Source organism: Deltaproteobacteria bacterium (assembly GCA_013151915.1).
Classification (GTDB): Bacteria; BMS3Abin14; BMS3Abin14; order BMS3Abin14; family BMS3Abin14; genus BMS3ABIN14.
Genome location: JAADHJ010000017.1, coordinates 22,343 through 36,480, shown reverse-complemented (window position 1 = coordinate 36,480; position 14,138 = coordinate 22,343). Strand labels below are relative to the sequence as shown.

Genomic DNA, 14,138 nt, shown 5'->3' with positions numbered 1-14,138 from the left:
AGCCGGTTTCCACAGATCATTATTTTATTGGCTGGAACTTCATTTCCGCTATGTGTTAAATTCTTCAAGGCCCGGCCAACATTAAACATTCTCTAATTACTTGAAAGGAATGCATATGGATCAGCCGCTGTCTCCTGAGGGATTAAGGGCTGTTATAAGGTCAGGAAAATGGTCGTCTCCAACATCTGGAGCCGCTCCAGGCAACGTCCAGGCAAACCTGGTCATGCTTCCGAAGGAAGAAGCGTTCAATTTTCTTCTGTTTTGCACCCGGAACCCAAAACCATGTCCAATTCTGGATGTCCTTGAACCCGGCCGGACCGCACCCCGGATCGCCCCCGGAGCCGACCTGAGGACGGACCTGCCCCGTTACAGCGTCTACAGGGATGGCAAACTCGCAGAGGAACCTCTCGATGTATATGATCTTTTCAGCGAAGATACCGTGAGTTTTCTACTCGGATGCAGCTTCTCTTTTGAAAATGCTCTTCTCGCAGCCGGCGTGCCTGTAAGAAACCTGGACGAGGGGAAAAACGTCTCCATGTACATAACGAACCGTGAGTGCCTGCCTGCAGGCCCCTTTTCAGCTCCTCTGGTTGTCACAATGCGGCCGATGAATCCGGAACAGGCCATCAGGGCCGTACAGGTAACTACAAGGTTCAATCTCACTCATGGGGCCCCTGTTCATATCGGCGCACCGGAAGAGATCGGAATAGGAAATCTTGCGGAGCCCGACTTCGGAGACCCTGTTTCAATTCATCCGGATGAGGTCCCGGTTTTCTGGGCCTGTGGTGTTACATCTACGCTAGCCGCCACATCGACCCAACTGCCCATTATAATTACGCACTCTCCGGGGCATATGTTCATATCGGACATAAAGGATGAACACTTGACACTCCTCTGATGATGACAACCTCGCAAAAAGTTTCTTCGAGCCGTTTTGCGAGGCGTGGGATGGCTTCCCCTCCCCCAACGGTGGGCTGTTCAAAACATTACGGATCCCGGGACTTGACCAGGTTATTGCCGTATGATAGCGTTGTCACCAGGGAGTGAATGGGCTTGTCCGCCTTAACTGCAGATCGTTCGTCAACTCTTGTGTATTCCTGTTACAGCGCCCCATTCCTTAATCAAATGATATTTACCCTGTCGTTTCTGAGAGGGTAGCTCAGTCTTGTTTTTTCTTCTCCCCGGCTTGAGGTGAAAGCAGGTGGGGCGTCGCACTTTAACCTGAGATGCGAAGGAGGGAGCGAGATGAGATCATTGGTTAAGATTAATGTATTCGTTCTTTGTCTGCTAATGGTTACGGGGTTATTTGGACCGACCAATGTAATGGCGGCCAAGGAGATCAAGATCGGGGTAATTTATCCGCTGACCGGCGGAGCCGCTGCTGCCGGCCGTGAACTTCGAGCCGGAGCGGAGCTGGCCGCCAAACTGGCTAATGGTGTCTTCGCCGACATACCCATGACAATGGCACAAAACGAAGGAATCAAAAGTCTGGGCGGCGCCAAGATCAAGCTGATATTCAAGGATCATGAAGGTAATCCGACCCTGGGAGCAGACCTTGCCAAAAAGCTGATTCTTGACGATAAGGTTGACGGGATTCTGGGATGCTATTTCAGCTCCGTAACAAAGACCGTCAGCGCCGTGGCTGAACAGTACGGTGTGCCGATGATTAACGGCTCTTCCACATCCCCCTCCCTTACAAAAAGGGGATTCAAATGGTTCTGGCGGACCACCCCACATGACAAGTGGTTCACAAAGGACCTTTTCGAGCTCCTCAAAGGTATTACCGAGGGCAAAGTACGAGGTGTAAAAGGCGTATCCAAAAAGGAGATCAAAAACATCGCATCGGCCTGTGAGAAGACGGAATGGGGCTCTCACGTCTCGGGCCTGATTAAAGACATGTCTAAAGAATACGGGTTCAATCTGAAAAAATCTCTCCTTTATACAGCCAAGTCCACGGATCTTTCCAGTGAGGTGCGCTCCCTTAAGGCGGCCAAACCCGACGTGATGCTTTTCGCCTCGTATGCATCGGACGCCATACTGATGGTTAATACACTCAAGGCCCAGAAGGCACATCCGAAGATTATATGGGGCCAGGACGCTGGTTTCGAGAAGCCTGAATTTCGCAATACCTTGGGAAGTAGTATCGAGGGTATATTGACTCGAACCGTCTTTCTGCCGAAGTTGGTTGAAATAAAACCGCTTGCCGGGAAGGTAAACGCCATGTACAAGGCAAAGACCGGCAACGACCTGGGCGGCGCTTCGGCCAGGGCCTTCACCGGCCTGCAAACCTGGGTTTATATCCTGGAGAAAGCCGGTTCCACGAAACCTGCCGACATACAGCGTGCGGCCAATTCCATAAACATACCCGGCAATGAACTTGTAGTGCCCTGGGCCGGCATCAAATTCTCTACTTCCGGCGAGGAGCTGGGACAGAATGTTCTTGGGTCCGGCCTAATCGGTCAGTATCAGAAACAGGCGGACGGAAGCATGGGGCTGGAGATCATCTATCCGTTTGATGTATCATCCGCCGACATGATCTTCCCCTTGCCCGGTTTCTAAAACGCATCTGATACCATCCTGTCTATCTCTCATGTCTTCGAACATTGGATGGGCAGGATGGTTCTTTTCGTTCTGATAATTTTTTAATCGCAATGAGCATACTTTTAAGTTCTATAGTCGCCGGACTACTGTTCGGGATGGTCTTGGCCTTTATCTCCCTCGGGCTGACGATAATCTTCGGCGTGATGGACATTGTAAACTTCGCTCACGGCGAATTTCTCATGATCGGCATGTACACCGGTCTGTTTACTGCCCAGGCAACGGGGATCGATCCCCTGCTGACGTTGCCTGTGGCCGCCCTCGTGGGTTTTTCCCTGGGCGTAATATGCTACTACGGATTCATTCGGTTTCTTCTCAGGGGTCCAATACTGGCCCAACTCCTCGGCACATTCGGGCTTATGCTGCTCCTCAGGAATCTTGCCCTGATGATCTTCGGTTCTGAAGACAGGGCACTACACAAAGGCATACTGGTCGGCAAGAGCTTCGAACTCGGAATGGGTGTCATAATACCTGCCACGAAGGCAGTAGTAGCCGGTCTTTCTGTAGTAGCGTTCCTGGCAATCTGGTTGTTCATGAACAGGTCCAGAGTAGGCAAAGCCCTGACCGCAACCGCCCTCAATGCCCAGGGTGCAAGATATATGGGTATCCCAACGGAACGGATGAACGCCCTCGCATGGGGAATAGGAGTGGCCACAGTCACTATAGCAGGCGCTCTCATAGTTAATTTCTGGCCCGTAAACCCCTTCGTAGGGATACTGTTTACCATGATCGCCTTTACCATCGTGGCTCTTGGCGGCTTCGGCAGCATTCCAGGAGCTTTTTTTGCGGGGATCATAGTTGGACTTATCACCGAAATTCCAGGTTTCTGGGATTTTATTACATATACCTTCAACGTTGGATGGATGGCGGACGTACCAATGACGTCCTTAAAATACATGTGGGTGTATCTGACGTACTTCGTGATCATGGTGTTGCGGCCCAGGGGACTTTTCGGATGGAAGCATTAAAGCAGGCTTTCAATTTCTCCGACTTCCAAAGATTTGACCTCCTTGTGGCAGGTTCGACAGCAATTTTCCTCCTGCTCTTTCCCCTTCTGCCCCATTCCTCATTTGCGATGTCGACACTGATCCAGTTTCTCATGTTCTCGCTTTACGGTATGGGCTGGAATACTATCGGAGGTTATGGCGGACAGGTTGACCTCGGCAAGGCCCAATACGTCGGCATTGGAGCTTTTACAACAGCCGTAATGCTGATCAGGTGGGATATCCCCTTCTGGGTTTCCATGCCCACCGGGATGTTCCTTGCCATCTGTTGGTCTTTCATTATCGGCTATCCGCTGTTCCGCCTTACCGGACATTATTTTGCCATTGCTACTATAGCCACTTCACTGATTCTGAAGGATATCTTCGAAGTCTGGGATTTTGTGGGGGCGGCTCGAGGTCTGGAGATCTCGCCGATAAAATACACTTCGCCCGACTTCCTTCGGCTGATCTTCAAGGAAGACATGTACTACTATTACATCATACTGGCCTTTTTCTTTATTGGAATTTTCTATGTAAACTGGTTCAGAAAATCCCGTCTGGGATTCCAACTGCGCTCTATAAAGGACAACGAAGATGTCGCGCGTTCTCTTGGAATAAATGTACATTGGGCGAAGATCAAGACCTATGCCGTCGCTACCGCTTTCGTAAGCATGGTCGGATCTTTTCACGCCTGCTACATAAAGAATATCGAGCCGGAAGACACCATGAACCTCGACCTCTCCATACTGATCGCGCTCATGGCTATGCTTGGCGGAGCCGGCTCTCTCTGGGGTCCTATAATAGGAGCAGCCGTCCTCATACCGCTCAAAAGTTACCTCAAAGAATATCTTGGCGCTCAGGTCGGGTTCGTCGGAATAGATCTGATCCTCTATGCACTTATCATCATGTTAATATCGGCTTTCGAACCACGCGGCATATGGGGCATTATTGAGAAAATACGCCAGAGGAGAGGAAAATAATGCAGTGCCTCCAAGTCCAGAACCTGACGAAGGATTTCGGCGGTCTCAGGGCCAACAACGATATCTCTTTCTCGTTGAAAAAGGGCGAACTCCTCAGTATCATCGGTCCGAACGGGGCCGGAAAAACCACACTTTTTAACTGCCTTTCCGGTTTGCTGCCTGTTACATCAGGGCGAATTATTTTCGAAGGCAGGGACATTACGGCGAAAAAAGCCCACGAATCCGCACAGCTCGGGATAGCAAGGACCTTCCAGATCTATGCCGCTTCCGGAGATCTGACGGTGGAAGAAAACGTAATGGTGGGATGCTTCATGCGTACGCGTTCAACCTCCAGCGCAAGGGATCGGGCCATACGGATCATGGATGAACTTAATCTACTTGACGTGTCGGGAAACCTTGTCAGTAAGCTGCCGGTGGTGGCCCAGAAGAGGGTTACCATGGCCACCGCCTTGGGGACCGAACCTACGCTGTTGCTTCTTGACGAGGTCGCAGCAGGCTTGAACTCGAGCGAGATCGAGGAAATAATTGCCGATATCAAATATATTCACGGTGAACTGGGGGTGACCATAATGCTGATTGAGCATGTGATGAAAATGGTCATGAATCTCAGCCAAAGAGTTATCGTCCTGGACTACGGAAAAAAGATAGCCGAGGACATCCCGGAAGCGGTTGCATCGAACCCGGAAGTTATAAAAGCATATCTGGGCGAACGATATGTCCGCGAACATATAAAAGGAGTGGCCCAATAGTTGAATCGGCATTTCATTCATATAGATAATATCTCTGTAGGGTACTCGGGCCTTAAGGTAATACACCGCCTTTCACTGCACGTTGAGAAGGGTGAGACGGTCTGCTTACTTGGAGCCAACGGTGCCGGCAAATCCACGCTTCTGCGAGCAATAATGGGGGTCCAGAAGATATCTGAGGGAAGGATCATGTTCATGGACAAGGATCTGAGCCGCCTCAGGACCGAGGAAATAGTGAACCTCGGAATTATCTGTGTCCCCGAGGAGAGAATGCTGTTTGCCCCCCTTTCCATTGAAGAAAACCTGGTCCTTGGGGCTTATACCTTAAAAAATCGGGATCAGATCGAGAAAAACCTTCAGTATGTCTACGGGCTTTTTCCGCGCCTGCATGAACGCCGCACACAGGCAGTCTCCACACTTTCCGGCGGCGAACAGCAGATGGTGGCCATCGGGCGCGGTTTGATGTCCAATCCCACCGTTTTAATGCTCGATGAGCCTTCCTTCGGCCTTGCGCCGATGCTCGTTGACGAAGTTCTCGATACTGTACGGCGCCTCAGGGAGGGTGGCATTACAATCATCCTTGTGGAACAGAATGCAAGAGAGGCCTTGGACCTTGCCGACAGGGGCTACGTAATTCAGACCGGGGAAATCATGGCGGAAGGCACGGGCGAGGAGCTTCTTGCCAGCAGCACCATCCGGTCGGCTTATCTGGGATTGTAGAAATGATAACCATCGGTGTAGATACGGGAGGAACTTTTACAGACTTCATATATCAGGATGGAGACCGCTGGAAAGTGCACAAGGTGCTGTCAACGCCTGCCAACCCCGCTGAAGCTGTGCTCAAAGGACTTGGCCATATTGCAGCCGACAGGGCCAAAAAAATTGTCCACGGGTCAACAGTTGCCACAAATTCAATACTCGAAAGAAAGGGAGCCAGAACAGTCCTCATAACCAACAAGGGCTTTGAGGACGTCATCGAAATAGGGAGGCAGAACAGAAGAAGATTATATGACCTGGCCTATCGCAGGGAACCGCACATAGTTCCCGGCGACCTCAGGTTCGGAGTGGCCGGAAGGATGTTGCAGGATGGACAGGAGATTGAAACCTTCCACGAGCATGGAGCCGAGGAGGTTTCAAAAAAAATCGGCGAGGCAAAAGCTGAATCGGTGGCCGTCTGCTTCCTTTTTTCTTTCGTGAACCCGCTGCACGAACTTAAAATGCGCGAGATCCTCGGCGGGCTGAATATTCCTGTTTCTCTCTCCCACGAAATACTCTCCGAATTCAGGGAATTTGAGCGAACCTCAACCACAGTTCTGAACGCCTACGTATCTCCGAAAATGCAGAAATACATCAGTTGCCTTATCGACAAACTGACGGAGGATGACAGCCTCAGCATAATGCAGTCCAACGGAGGCAGCATTTCGGCCCATACGGCCATGAGTGAGTCCGTTCGAACCATTCTGTCCGGGCCCGCCGGGGGCGCGGTAGGCGCTTTAGAGATAGGAAAATCAGCAGGTCACGACAAGCTCATCACCTTCGATATGGGAGGTACCTCTACAGATGTGTCGCTCATTGACGGCGATCTTTCATTGACTGTCGAGTCGGAAATATCCGGCTATCCGATAAAGGTTCCCATGATCGACATCCACACTGTGGGAGCGGGAGGCGGTTCCATCGCCTCCATCGATATCGGAGGTTCCCTGAAAGTCGGTCCGGACAGTGCCGGCGCCGACCCCGGGCCCATCTGTTACGGCAAGGGTGATGGAATCACGGTTACTGACGCAAATCTTTATCTTAACAGGCTGATCCCGGAATACTTCCTAGGCGGGAACATGAAACTTTACACCGACAGGCTGGAGCACTTCTTCATCGATATGTCGGAAAAGGCGGGCCTTTCCCCGATTGAACTCGCCGAAGGTATTCTCACGGTCGCCAATACGACTATGGAGAAAGCTATCCGTGTCATTTCCGTAGAGAGAGGGTTCGATCCTCGCGAGTTCGTACTTTTTTCCTTTGGTGGCGCAGGGGGCCTTCACGGGGCATTTCTGGCAGGGCTATTAAATATCCCTAAAGTTATCATTCCGCGGAATCCAGGTATTCTTTCGGCTATCGGCATGCTCATGGCCGATGTCATCAAGGATTATTCCCATACGGTCATGAAAAAGGAGCACGCCGTAACCAGGGGTGAGCTGATAGCACTGTTTTCCGACTTGGAGGAAAAGGGGATCTCAGAGCTAGTGGTCGAGGGCATTGACCGTAATTCCATAAGCATGGAACGATATCTCGACATGCGTTACCAAGGTCAGTCCTACGAAATTATTGTTCCATTTGCAGGCGATTACATCGAGAATTTCCATGACCTTCACGAGAAAAAGTACGGCTACCGAAATGAGGACAAAGGTGTCGAAATAGTAAACATAAGGCTCCGTTCCAGAGGCGTCCCCGAAAAACCGGAATTCATGAAGTTTGAAATCGCAGGAAAAGAACTTCCGCAGGAAGCAATTCTGGCCAGGAGGGGAGCCACCTTCGACCACAAAGAGCTGGAAACCGTCATTATTGCAAGAGATAAACTGAAAAACGGCAACAGATTCTCGGGTCCCTGCATAGTTGTGGAGTACTCCTCCACCATAGTCGTTCCGCCTTTCGCCAAAGGTACGGTGGATGCATATGGAAACATCATGCTGGATGTGAAACCGTAGGATTATCTCATGAACATTAATCCTATCTTAATAGAAGTATTCAAAAACCGATTCTCCTCCATCTCCGAGGAAATGGGTGTGACGCTGATGCGAACGGGATTCTCGCCGAACATAAAGGAGAGGAGGGACTTTTCCTGCGCCGTCTTTGATGCGGAAGGCCAGATGATAGCACAGGCGGCTCACATACCCGTTCACCTCGGCTCCATGCCTATGTCCGTAATGTCGGCCATTGAAAGCGCTACGTTAGAGGAGGGAGATATGGTGATCCTCAACGACCCGTACAAGGGCGGCACTCACCTGCCGGACATAACAATCGTCGCTCCTGTGTACGCAGGCCGAAAGGCGCCCGCCTTCTACGTAGCCAACAGGGCTCACCATGCCGATGTCGGGGGCATGAGCTCCGGCTCCATGCCGCTTTCAAGTTCCATCTTTCAGGAGGGTATTATCATCCCGCCCCTCAAAATCGTCGAGGGAGGAAGCATTGATGCAAAGCTGATGACGTTCATCCTGAATAACGTCCGGACGCCCACCGAAAGAGAGGGGGATTTCGCCGCCCAGATCATGAGCAATATGACGGGAGTTCGCAGAACCTCGGAACTGGTAGAGAAATATTCGTTCAAGACCGTGGAATTTTACGCGAAAAGCCTGATGGACTACGCCGAGAAAATCACCCGTCTTACGATCAGGGACATACCTGACGGCACCTACTCCTTTGAGGACTACATGGACGACGATGGGATCAGTGAGGAGGAAATCAAAATCGCCGTCTCCGTAACCATAAAGGGCGACGAAGCGACCATCGACTTCAGAGGGTCTGACAAGCAGGCCAGGGGATGTGTGAACGCGGTATATGCTATTACACTCTCGGCGGTTCTTTACGTATTCCGTACCCTTGTTGGAAGGGATATTCCCACAAACGCCGGTTGCCTCAGGCCCCTGGAGATTATTACCGATAAGGGCACAATAGTGGATGCCCGCATCCCGGCCCCTGTGGCGGGCGGGAATGTGGAAACATCTCAGCGCATAGTAGATGTGGTGTTCGGCGCCCTCTCCCAGGCTCTGCCGGGAAAAATTCCAGCCGCCAGTCAAGGGACCATGAACAATATAACAATAGGGGGTATCGATCCCAGGAATGGGAAGCCCTTCGCTTATTACGAAACTATCGCCGGTGGCATGGGGGCTGCGGCAGGAAACGATGGAGAGAGCGCGGTCCACTCACACATGACGAATACACTCAACACGCCGATAGAGGCCCTGGAATACAGTTTCCCCTTTCTCGTAACGGAGTATTCCATACGCCGAGGAACCGGCGGCAGAGGACTCTACAGGGGCGGTGAAGGCCTTGTCAGGGAGATCCATCTGCTGTCTGAAGCGGAGATCACCGTTCTATCGGAAAGGAGAAGACATCGGCCGTACGGCCTTTACGGAGGGGAGCCCGGTGCTGCCGGGAGGAATATCGTCCAGCATTCGGGCAAGTGGATTGAGAAGGGCGGCAAGTTCTCGGCCACTCTTCAGAAGGACGACATAATAAGGATTGAAACACCGGGTGGAGGGGGGTATGGACATAAATAAAGCCGTGTCCGGATGCTCGGAGCTTTCGCTCCTCAGGTTTTATGTTCCACGTTCCATGTTTGAAGTTTGGGCATCCCCATACTTCCTTACTCCCATACACCCATACACGTCCCGTCAGGGACGTCCTAGTTTCTCCCGTTAAACCTTTATTACCCCAACTGTGTCATAAGATGTGTAGGAGAAAATGCTTATTTTGAAAATTTTTTCATTTCCGATGCTGATGGACTTTTTACGACTCTAGCAAACAAGATGACTTCGTAAGAAGTCATCATCGCGCCCACTTACGGGCGCGCAAATCGAAGATTTGTGAGGAAAGTGAAAATGACACTTTTCGCTTTCCGTGGAGTAAAAGGCCATTAATGGACTTTTTACGACCCTAACAAACAAGATGACTTCGTTAAGAAGTCATCAACGCGCCCACTTACGGGCGCGTAAATCGAAGATTTGTGAGGAAAGTGAAAATGACACTTTTTGCTTTCCGTTAAGTAAAAAGCCACGAATGGACTTTTTACGACCCTAACAAAGGTGGTTCGAGATGAAAAAAATGATCCTGGTTCTGTCGGCCGCCACGGTTTTTGCGGCGGTCTCCGGCTGCACAACGTACTACGCAGGTCCTCCCCCATCACATCCCTATGAAACCAGGGCGCCGGCGCCACCGTTTGTAACGGTTTCTCAGCCAAGCTACCTGATCCTGATTCCAAGCCTGTCCGTCTACTTCGTCCCCAACGCTTCGGCAGAGATCTTCTTCTACGGGGGGCGCTGGTACTATCGCCTCGGGACGAGATGGTACTGGGGAACGAGCTACAGGGGACCGTGGACATACGCGGAGTTAAGGGTCATCCCCAGGCCCCTTAGACAACTCCCCCGCGACTACAGGGCCAGGTACCGCTCCAGATACTACCGCGTCCCCTACGGCCACTGGAAGAAACGAAGACAGGAACCTCCCCCCAAGGTCCGATACAGGCATCCTACTCATATGTACCGCGTCCCCAATCTCAACGTCTATATCATTCCCGGTATTTCGGCCGATATCGTATTTTACAACGGAGGCTGGTACAACAGATACAAGGGCGTATGGTACATGGGACCCCACTACTCCGGTCCCTGGGCCTACCTTGAGGAGAGCAAGGTCCCCCGAAAACTGTGGGAGCTGGGGCCGGACTACCGGAAGGATATGAAAAGGTACGAAAGGGTCCCTTACGGCGCGTGGAAGAGGCCTGGAAATACGGAACAAAAACCGCGGGCGGAGTGGAAAAGGCCCCGTGGGGGAATGAAACCCCCTGCGGTCAGGCATAAACCCGACGAAAACGGGATCGCGAAAAAGCGGGAGGCACCGACCACGCTCCCGGAGCTCAATCTTCAAAGACCCGCCAGGGTTCACTATATGAAACACCGCAAAATTTACTACGTTCCCGGAATATCCAGGGACATCGTCTATTTTAAGGGCGGCTGGTACATGCGGCGCCATGAAGCCTGGTATCTCGGCGGCTCTTTCAAGGGGCCGTGGAACCTGATCAGGGGCAGGAAAATCCCCGGCGCGATTAAGGCCCTCCCGGACGATTTCAGGGACGAATCATTCGAGGACATCCCGTATGGACACTGGAATGGCGGGAAGAAAACAAAAGGGAAGCGCAAATACGACGATGGACGATGACGCCCATTACGGCAACTGATGAACCACCCGCTGAGCATGCAGGATCCATCATGGCTGTCATGGCGCTTACGAAACATTCACAGCCTTGACACGAAGGCCCTTTTGGACTAGATAGAGGTTTCCCACGGCAACCGGATTTGGAGCCTTTACATCAGCCGAGGTAGCTCAGTCGGTAGAGCAGAGGACTGAAAATCCTCGTGTCGGCGGTTCAATTCCGTCCCTCGGCACCAGTAAAAAAACGCCCCCTTTTGGGGGCTTTTTTTTACTGGTGCTTCTGGACCGGGTGAGAACCGCATGGCCGCCAGGCCACCCGGTTCAATGAAGCCTGTCCTCCAACTTGTCACCCGAAGCTTTAGCGAAGGGGAAAGCGGTCAGCGGGCCGTGCACAGTTCCAGGATCTCCTTCTTGAGCTCCATCAGTTCAGGACTTGTCCGGTCTCTGGGTCTGGGAATCCTGGCATCGATGATGTCCATGAGCCTCGATGGCCGTTTGGACAGGACCATCACCCTGTCGCCCAGATAGACCGCCTCGTTCACGCTATGGGTGACAAATACCACCGTCATTTTGCGCCGGTCCCAGACGTCGAGCAGGAAGTTCTGCATCTCCATCCTGGACTGGCTGTCCAGTGAGCCGAAGGGCTCATCCATCAGCACAACCTCGGGGTTGGTGACAAGGGTCCTGGCTATGGCCACCCTCTGCTTCATGCCGCCGGACAGCATCCTGGGATAGGTGTTCTCGAAACCCTCGAGTCCGAACTCATTGATGTATCGGAGAGCTTCAACCTGCCTTTCCTTCCTGGGGACACCCAGGATCTCCAACCCCACCTCGATATTCTGCACCGTTGTCCTCCAGGGCAAAAGGGCAAACTCCTGGAAGATCATCCCCACCCGCCGATCGTTTCGGACAATGGCGTCCCCGTTGACCAGACAGCGGCCCCCTGTGGCGCTTTCCAAACCGGCGAGAATTCTCAACAGGGTTGTTTTCCCGCACCCACTGGGTCCGACGACGGAAAAAAACTCCCCTTTTTCAATGTGGCAGTCAATCCCGTCGAGGACCCGGACCTGCCGGGATGAGTCGTTCTCCGGGTACACCTTGGTCATGTTGGACAGTGTAAGGCTCAGTGCCATTGTTATTCTCTGCTTCCTATCTCCATTTGACGAGATTCTTTTCAAGCAGCCGCAGGCCGCCGTCTATGGTGAGTCCGATCAATCCGATCACGAACATCCCCGCCAGGATCTCATCCGGACGCAGGATATCCCTGGCCGTCATGATCATATACCCTAAACCGTAACCCTGCTTGACGCCGGAGAACTCCGCCGCCACCAGGGTCATCCATCCCAGGCCGACGCCGATCCTCAAGCCGGTCATGATCGAGGGGACTGCACCGGGAATGAGGACCTTCAAAATGACGTCCCTGTTACGGCCGTTGAGCGTCAGGACCGCTTCCACCAGGAGGGGGTCCACCGCCAGGACTCCGGAGGCTGTATTGAGCAGGATCGGAAAGAAAGCGCCCAGGAAAATGATAAACACTGCTGACTTTGTCCCGATACCGAACCACAGGATGGCGATGGGGATCCAGGCCAGCGGGGGGATGGGCCTGAACAGCTCCAGCAGCGGTCCAATCATGTTGCGGAACCTCCTGGACCAGCCCATCGCGAGTCCCATGGGAATCGCAGTCACGGCGGCGAACAGGTACCCCAGAGAAACCCTATGTAGGCTATACAGGATGTGCATGTGCAGGCGGTGCCCAGGCGGCAGACCCACTTTTATCAGATCCATGAGGCCCGCGAGAACCTGGAGCGGCGAGGGCAGTTTGTAGGACGGGACTCCGCCCAGCGAACTCAAGGCCTGCCAGGCAAGGATCAGAAGGAGAAGCGGGATCAGCTGCTTTCCTCTCATCTGTCCTCGATCCTGTCCAGGAGACCCGACTTGATGAATCCGGAGACGAAGGAGTCAGGGTCGGAGACTTTGATATATCCGAGTTCAGACAGGAAACGGACGTACTCCTTCTCACCCTCGATGCTGGGGATGTAGGTATAAGTCACCGATCTGAGGGCCTTGCGCACCGTGGCTTTATCCATTCCCGTGTACTTGACCCCCACACGCAACGCCTCCTCTGGATTCGCCTTTATGAAATCCGTTGCCCGGACGTGGGCCCTGAGGACCTTTGCCACCCTGGCGGGGTGGGCCTCCATAAAGGCGGTGTCTGACACCAGGACGCAGCAGGGATGATCAGGCCAGATATCGTGGGAGCCGGCCAGGACTCTGCCGACACCGGCTATAAACGCCTTGGAGGGATATGGTTCCCAGGCGATGAACGCGTCTATCTGGCCGGAGCGTAGAGCACCGATCATCTCGGGCGGCTTAAGGATGATAAGGTTGACCTCCGACGGGTCCACCCCAGCTGTTGTGAGCGCCTTCTTGAGCAGAAAATCCTGGACCGTCGCATGGCCCGGGATTGCCACATTCTTTCCCTTCAGGGCTGAAACGTCCTCTATATCCGTTTGGCCGGCGGCCACCACCAGGGCCGACCCCTCCGTGTTGACCTGTGCCACCACCTTCACGTCGCTCTTCACGTTGGCCACCGCGAAGGTCGAAGGCGCCTCGCCCACGTAGGCCATGTCCAGGGCACCGGCGGAAAAGGCGTTCATGATCTCCGGCCCGGCCCTGAAAATACCGCTTATCTGGACATCGACACCCTCATCCCTGAAGAAGCCTTTATCCAGAGCGACCCATAGCGCGAGATGATGGATGTCATTTTGCAGATACGCCATTCTGACGGGCTCCGGTAAAGGCTGATCTCTGCTTGAAACCATATTTCTTATCTGGAAGATCGCCACTGCGGTAAGCACGATAAATGTCGCGATAAGAGCAATTTTCTTCATTCATGTCCCTTTCTCGTAAGT

At 52.8% G+C, this 14,138-nt stretch carries 12 protein-coding genes and 1 tRNA gene; 10 read left to right on the top strand and 3 right to left on the bottom strand.

Going from position 1 to position 14,138, the window contains the following annotated elements; genetic code table 11:
* The first annotated feature begins 115 nt into the window (after positions 1 to 115).
* From GXP52_04065 to GXP52_04020, 10 genes are all read left to right on the top strand, one after another.
* Positions 116 to 898, top strand: coding sequence for a putative hydro-lyase (locus GXP52_04065; protein ID NOY86459.1), 783 nt, complete (start codon positions 116 to 118; stop codon positions 896 to 898).
* A gap of 347 nt (positions 899 to 1,245) precedes the next feature.
* Positions 1,246 to 2,559: an ABC transporter substrate-binding protein gene (locus GXP52_04060; protein ID NOY86458.1), complete on the top strand. Its 1,314-nt coding sequence runs from the start codon at positions 1,246 to 1,248 to the stop codon at positions 2,557 to 2,559.
* 92 nt (positions 2,560 to 2,651) lie between these two features.
* Entirely contained in the window at positions 2,652 to 3,566 is a 915-nt protein-coding gene (locus tag GXP52_04055) for a branched-chain amino acid ABC transporter permease (GenBank protein NOY86457.1), read from the top strand.
* The gene (locus GXP52_04050; protein ID NOY86456.1) at positions 3,554 to 4,561 is read left to right on the top strand and encodes a branched-chain amino acid ABC transporter permease; all 1,008 of its coding nucleotides are present in this window, start codon (positions 3,554 to 3,556) and stop codon (positions 4,559 to 4,561) included. The genes GXP52_04055 and GXP52_04050 overlap by 13 nt, the downstream gene beginning before the upstream one ends.
* Positions 4,561 to 5,310, top strand: a complete 750-nt coding sequence (locus tag GXP52_04045) for an ABC transporter ATP-binding protein (protein NOY86455.1) — start codon at positions 4,561 to 4,563, stop codon at positions 5,308 to 5,310. The genes GXP52_04050 and GXP52_04045 overlap by 1 nt, the downstream gene beginning before the upstream one ends.
* A complete protein-coding gene (locus GXP52_04040) occupies positions 5,311 to 6,027 on the top strand; it encodes an ABC transporter ATP-binding protein (protein NOY86454.1) in 717 nt (238 codons plus the stop codon).
* 2 nt (positions 6,028 to 6,029) lie between these two features.
* Positions 6,030 to 8,006 carry a hydantoinase/oxoprolinase family protein gene (locus GXP52_04035; GenBank protein NOY86453.1) on the top strand — a complete coding sequence of 659 codons (1,977 nt, stop codon included), beginning with the start codon at positions 6,030 to 6,032 and terminating at the stop codon, positions 8,004 to 8,006.
* Between the two features lie 9 nt (positions 8,007 to 8,015).
* Positions 8,016 to 9,578, top strand: coding sequence for a hydantoinase B/oxoprolinase family protein (locus GXP52_04030; GenBank protein NOY86452.1), 1,563 nt, complete (start codon positions 8,016 to 8,018; stop codon positions 9,576 to 9,578).
* Between the two features lie 535 nt (positions 9,579 to 10,113).
* Entirely contained in the window at positions 10,114 to 11,232 is a 1,119-nt protein-coding gene (locus GXP52_04025) for a hypothetical protein (GenBank protein NOY86451.1), read from the top strand.
* A gap of 154 nt (positions 11,233 to 11,386) precedes the next feature.
* Positions 11,387 to 11,462, top strand: a tRNA-Phe gene (locus GXP52_04020).
* A 141-nt stretch (positions 11,463 to 11,603) separates the two neighbouring features.
* On the opposite strand, the gene GXP52_04015 is transcribed toward GXP52_04020, so the two are convergent.
* Genes GXP52_04015 through GXP52_04005 form a run of 3 tightly spaced genes read right to left on the bottom strand, consistent with a single transcriptional unit; the run spans position 11,604 to position 14,117 of the window.
* A complete protein-coding gene (locus GXP52_04015; protein ID NOY86450.1) occupies positions 11,604 to 12,359 on the bottom strand; it encodes an ABC transporter ATP-binding protein in 756 nt (251 codons plus the stop codon).
* A 16-nt stretch (positions 12,360 to 12,375) separates the two neighbouring features.
* Positions 12,376 to 13,131: an ABC transporter permease gene (locus GXP52_04010; GenBank protein ID NOY86449.1), complete on the bottom strand. Its 756-nt coding sequence runs from the start codon at positions 13,129 to 13,131 to the stop codon at positions 12,376 to 12,378.
* Positions 13,128 to 14,117: an ABC transporter substrate-binding protein gene (locus GXP52_04005; protein ID NOY86448.1), complete on the bottom strand. Its 990-nt coding sequence runs from the start codon at positions 14,115 to 14,117 to the stop codon at positions 13,128 to 13,130. Before GXP52_04005 ends, GXP52_04010 begins: the two co-directional genes overlap by 4 nt.
* Positions 14,118 to 14,138 lie beyond the last annotated feature (21 nt).

Bases quoted from the DNA above. Each gene is read 5' to 3' on its own strand.
- GXP52_04065 (NOY86459.1), top strand. From the start codon at position 116: ATGGATCAGCCGCTGTCTCCTGAGGGATTAAGGGCTGTTATAAGGTCA.
- GXP52_04060 (NOY86458.1), top strand. From the start codon at position 1,246: ATGAGATCATTGGTTAAGATTAATGTATTCGTTCTTTGTCTGCTAATG.
- GXP52_04055 (NOY86457.1), top strand. From the start codon at position 2,652: ATGAGCATACTTTTAAGTTCTATAGTCGCCGGACTACTGTTCGGGATG.
- GXP52_04050 (NOY86456.1), top strand. From the start codon at position 3,554: ATGGAAGCATTAAAGCAGGCTTTCAATTTCTCCGACTTCCAAAGATTT.
- GXP52_04045 (NOY86455.1), top strand. From the start codon at position 4,561: ATGCAGTGCCTCCAAGTCCAGAACCTGACGAAGGATTTCGGCGGTCTC.
- GXP52_04035 (NOY86453.1), top strand. From the start codon at position 6,030: ATGATAACCATCGGTGTAGATACGGGAGGAACTTTTACAGACTTCATA.
- GXP52_04030 (NOY86452.1), top strand. From the start codon at position 8,016: ATGAACATTAATCCTATCTTAATAGAAGTATTCAAAAACCGATTCTCC.
- GXP52_04025 (NOY86451.1), top strand. From the start codon at position 10,114: ATGAAAAAAATGATCCTGGTTCTGTCGGCCGCCACGGTTTTTGCGGCG.
- GXP52_04015 (NOY86450.1), bottom strand. From the start codon at position 12,359: ATGGCACTGAGCCTTACACTGTCCAACATGACCAAGGTGTACCCGGAG.
- GXP52_04010 (NOY86449.1), bottom strand. From the start codon at position 13,131: ATGAGAGGAAAGCAGCTGATCCCGCTTCTCCTTCTGATCCTTGCCTGG.
- GXP52_04005 (NOY86448.1), bottom strand. From the start codon at position 14,117: ATGAAGAAAATTGCTCTTATCGCGACATTTATCGTGCTTACCGCAGTG.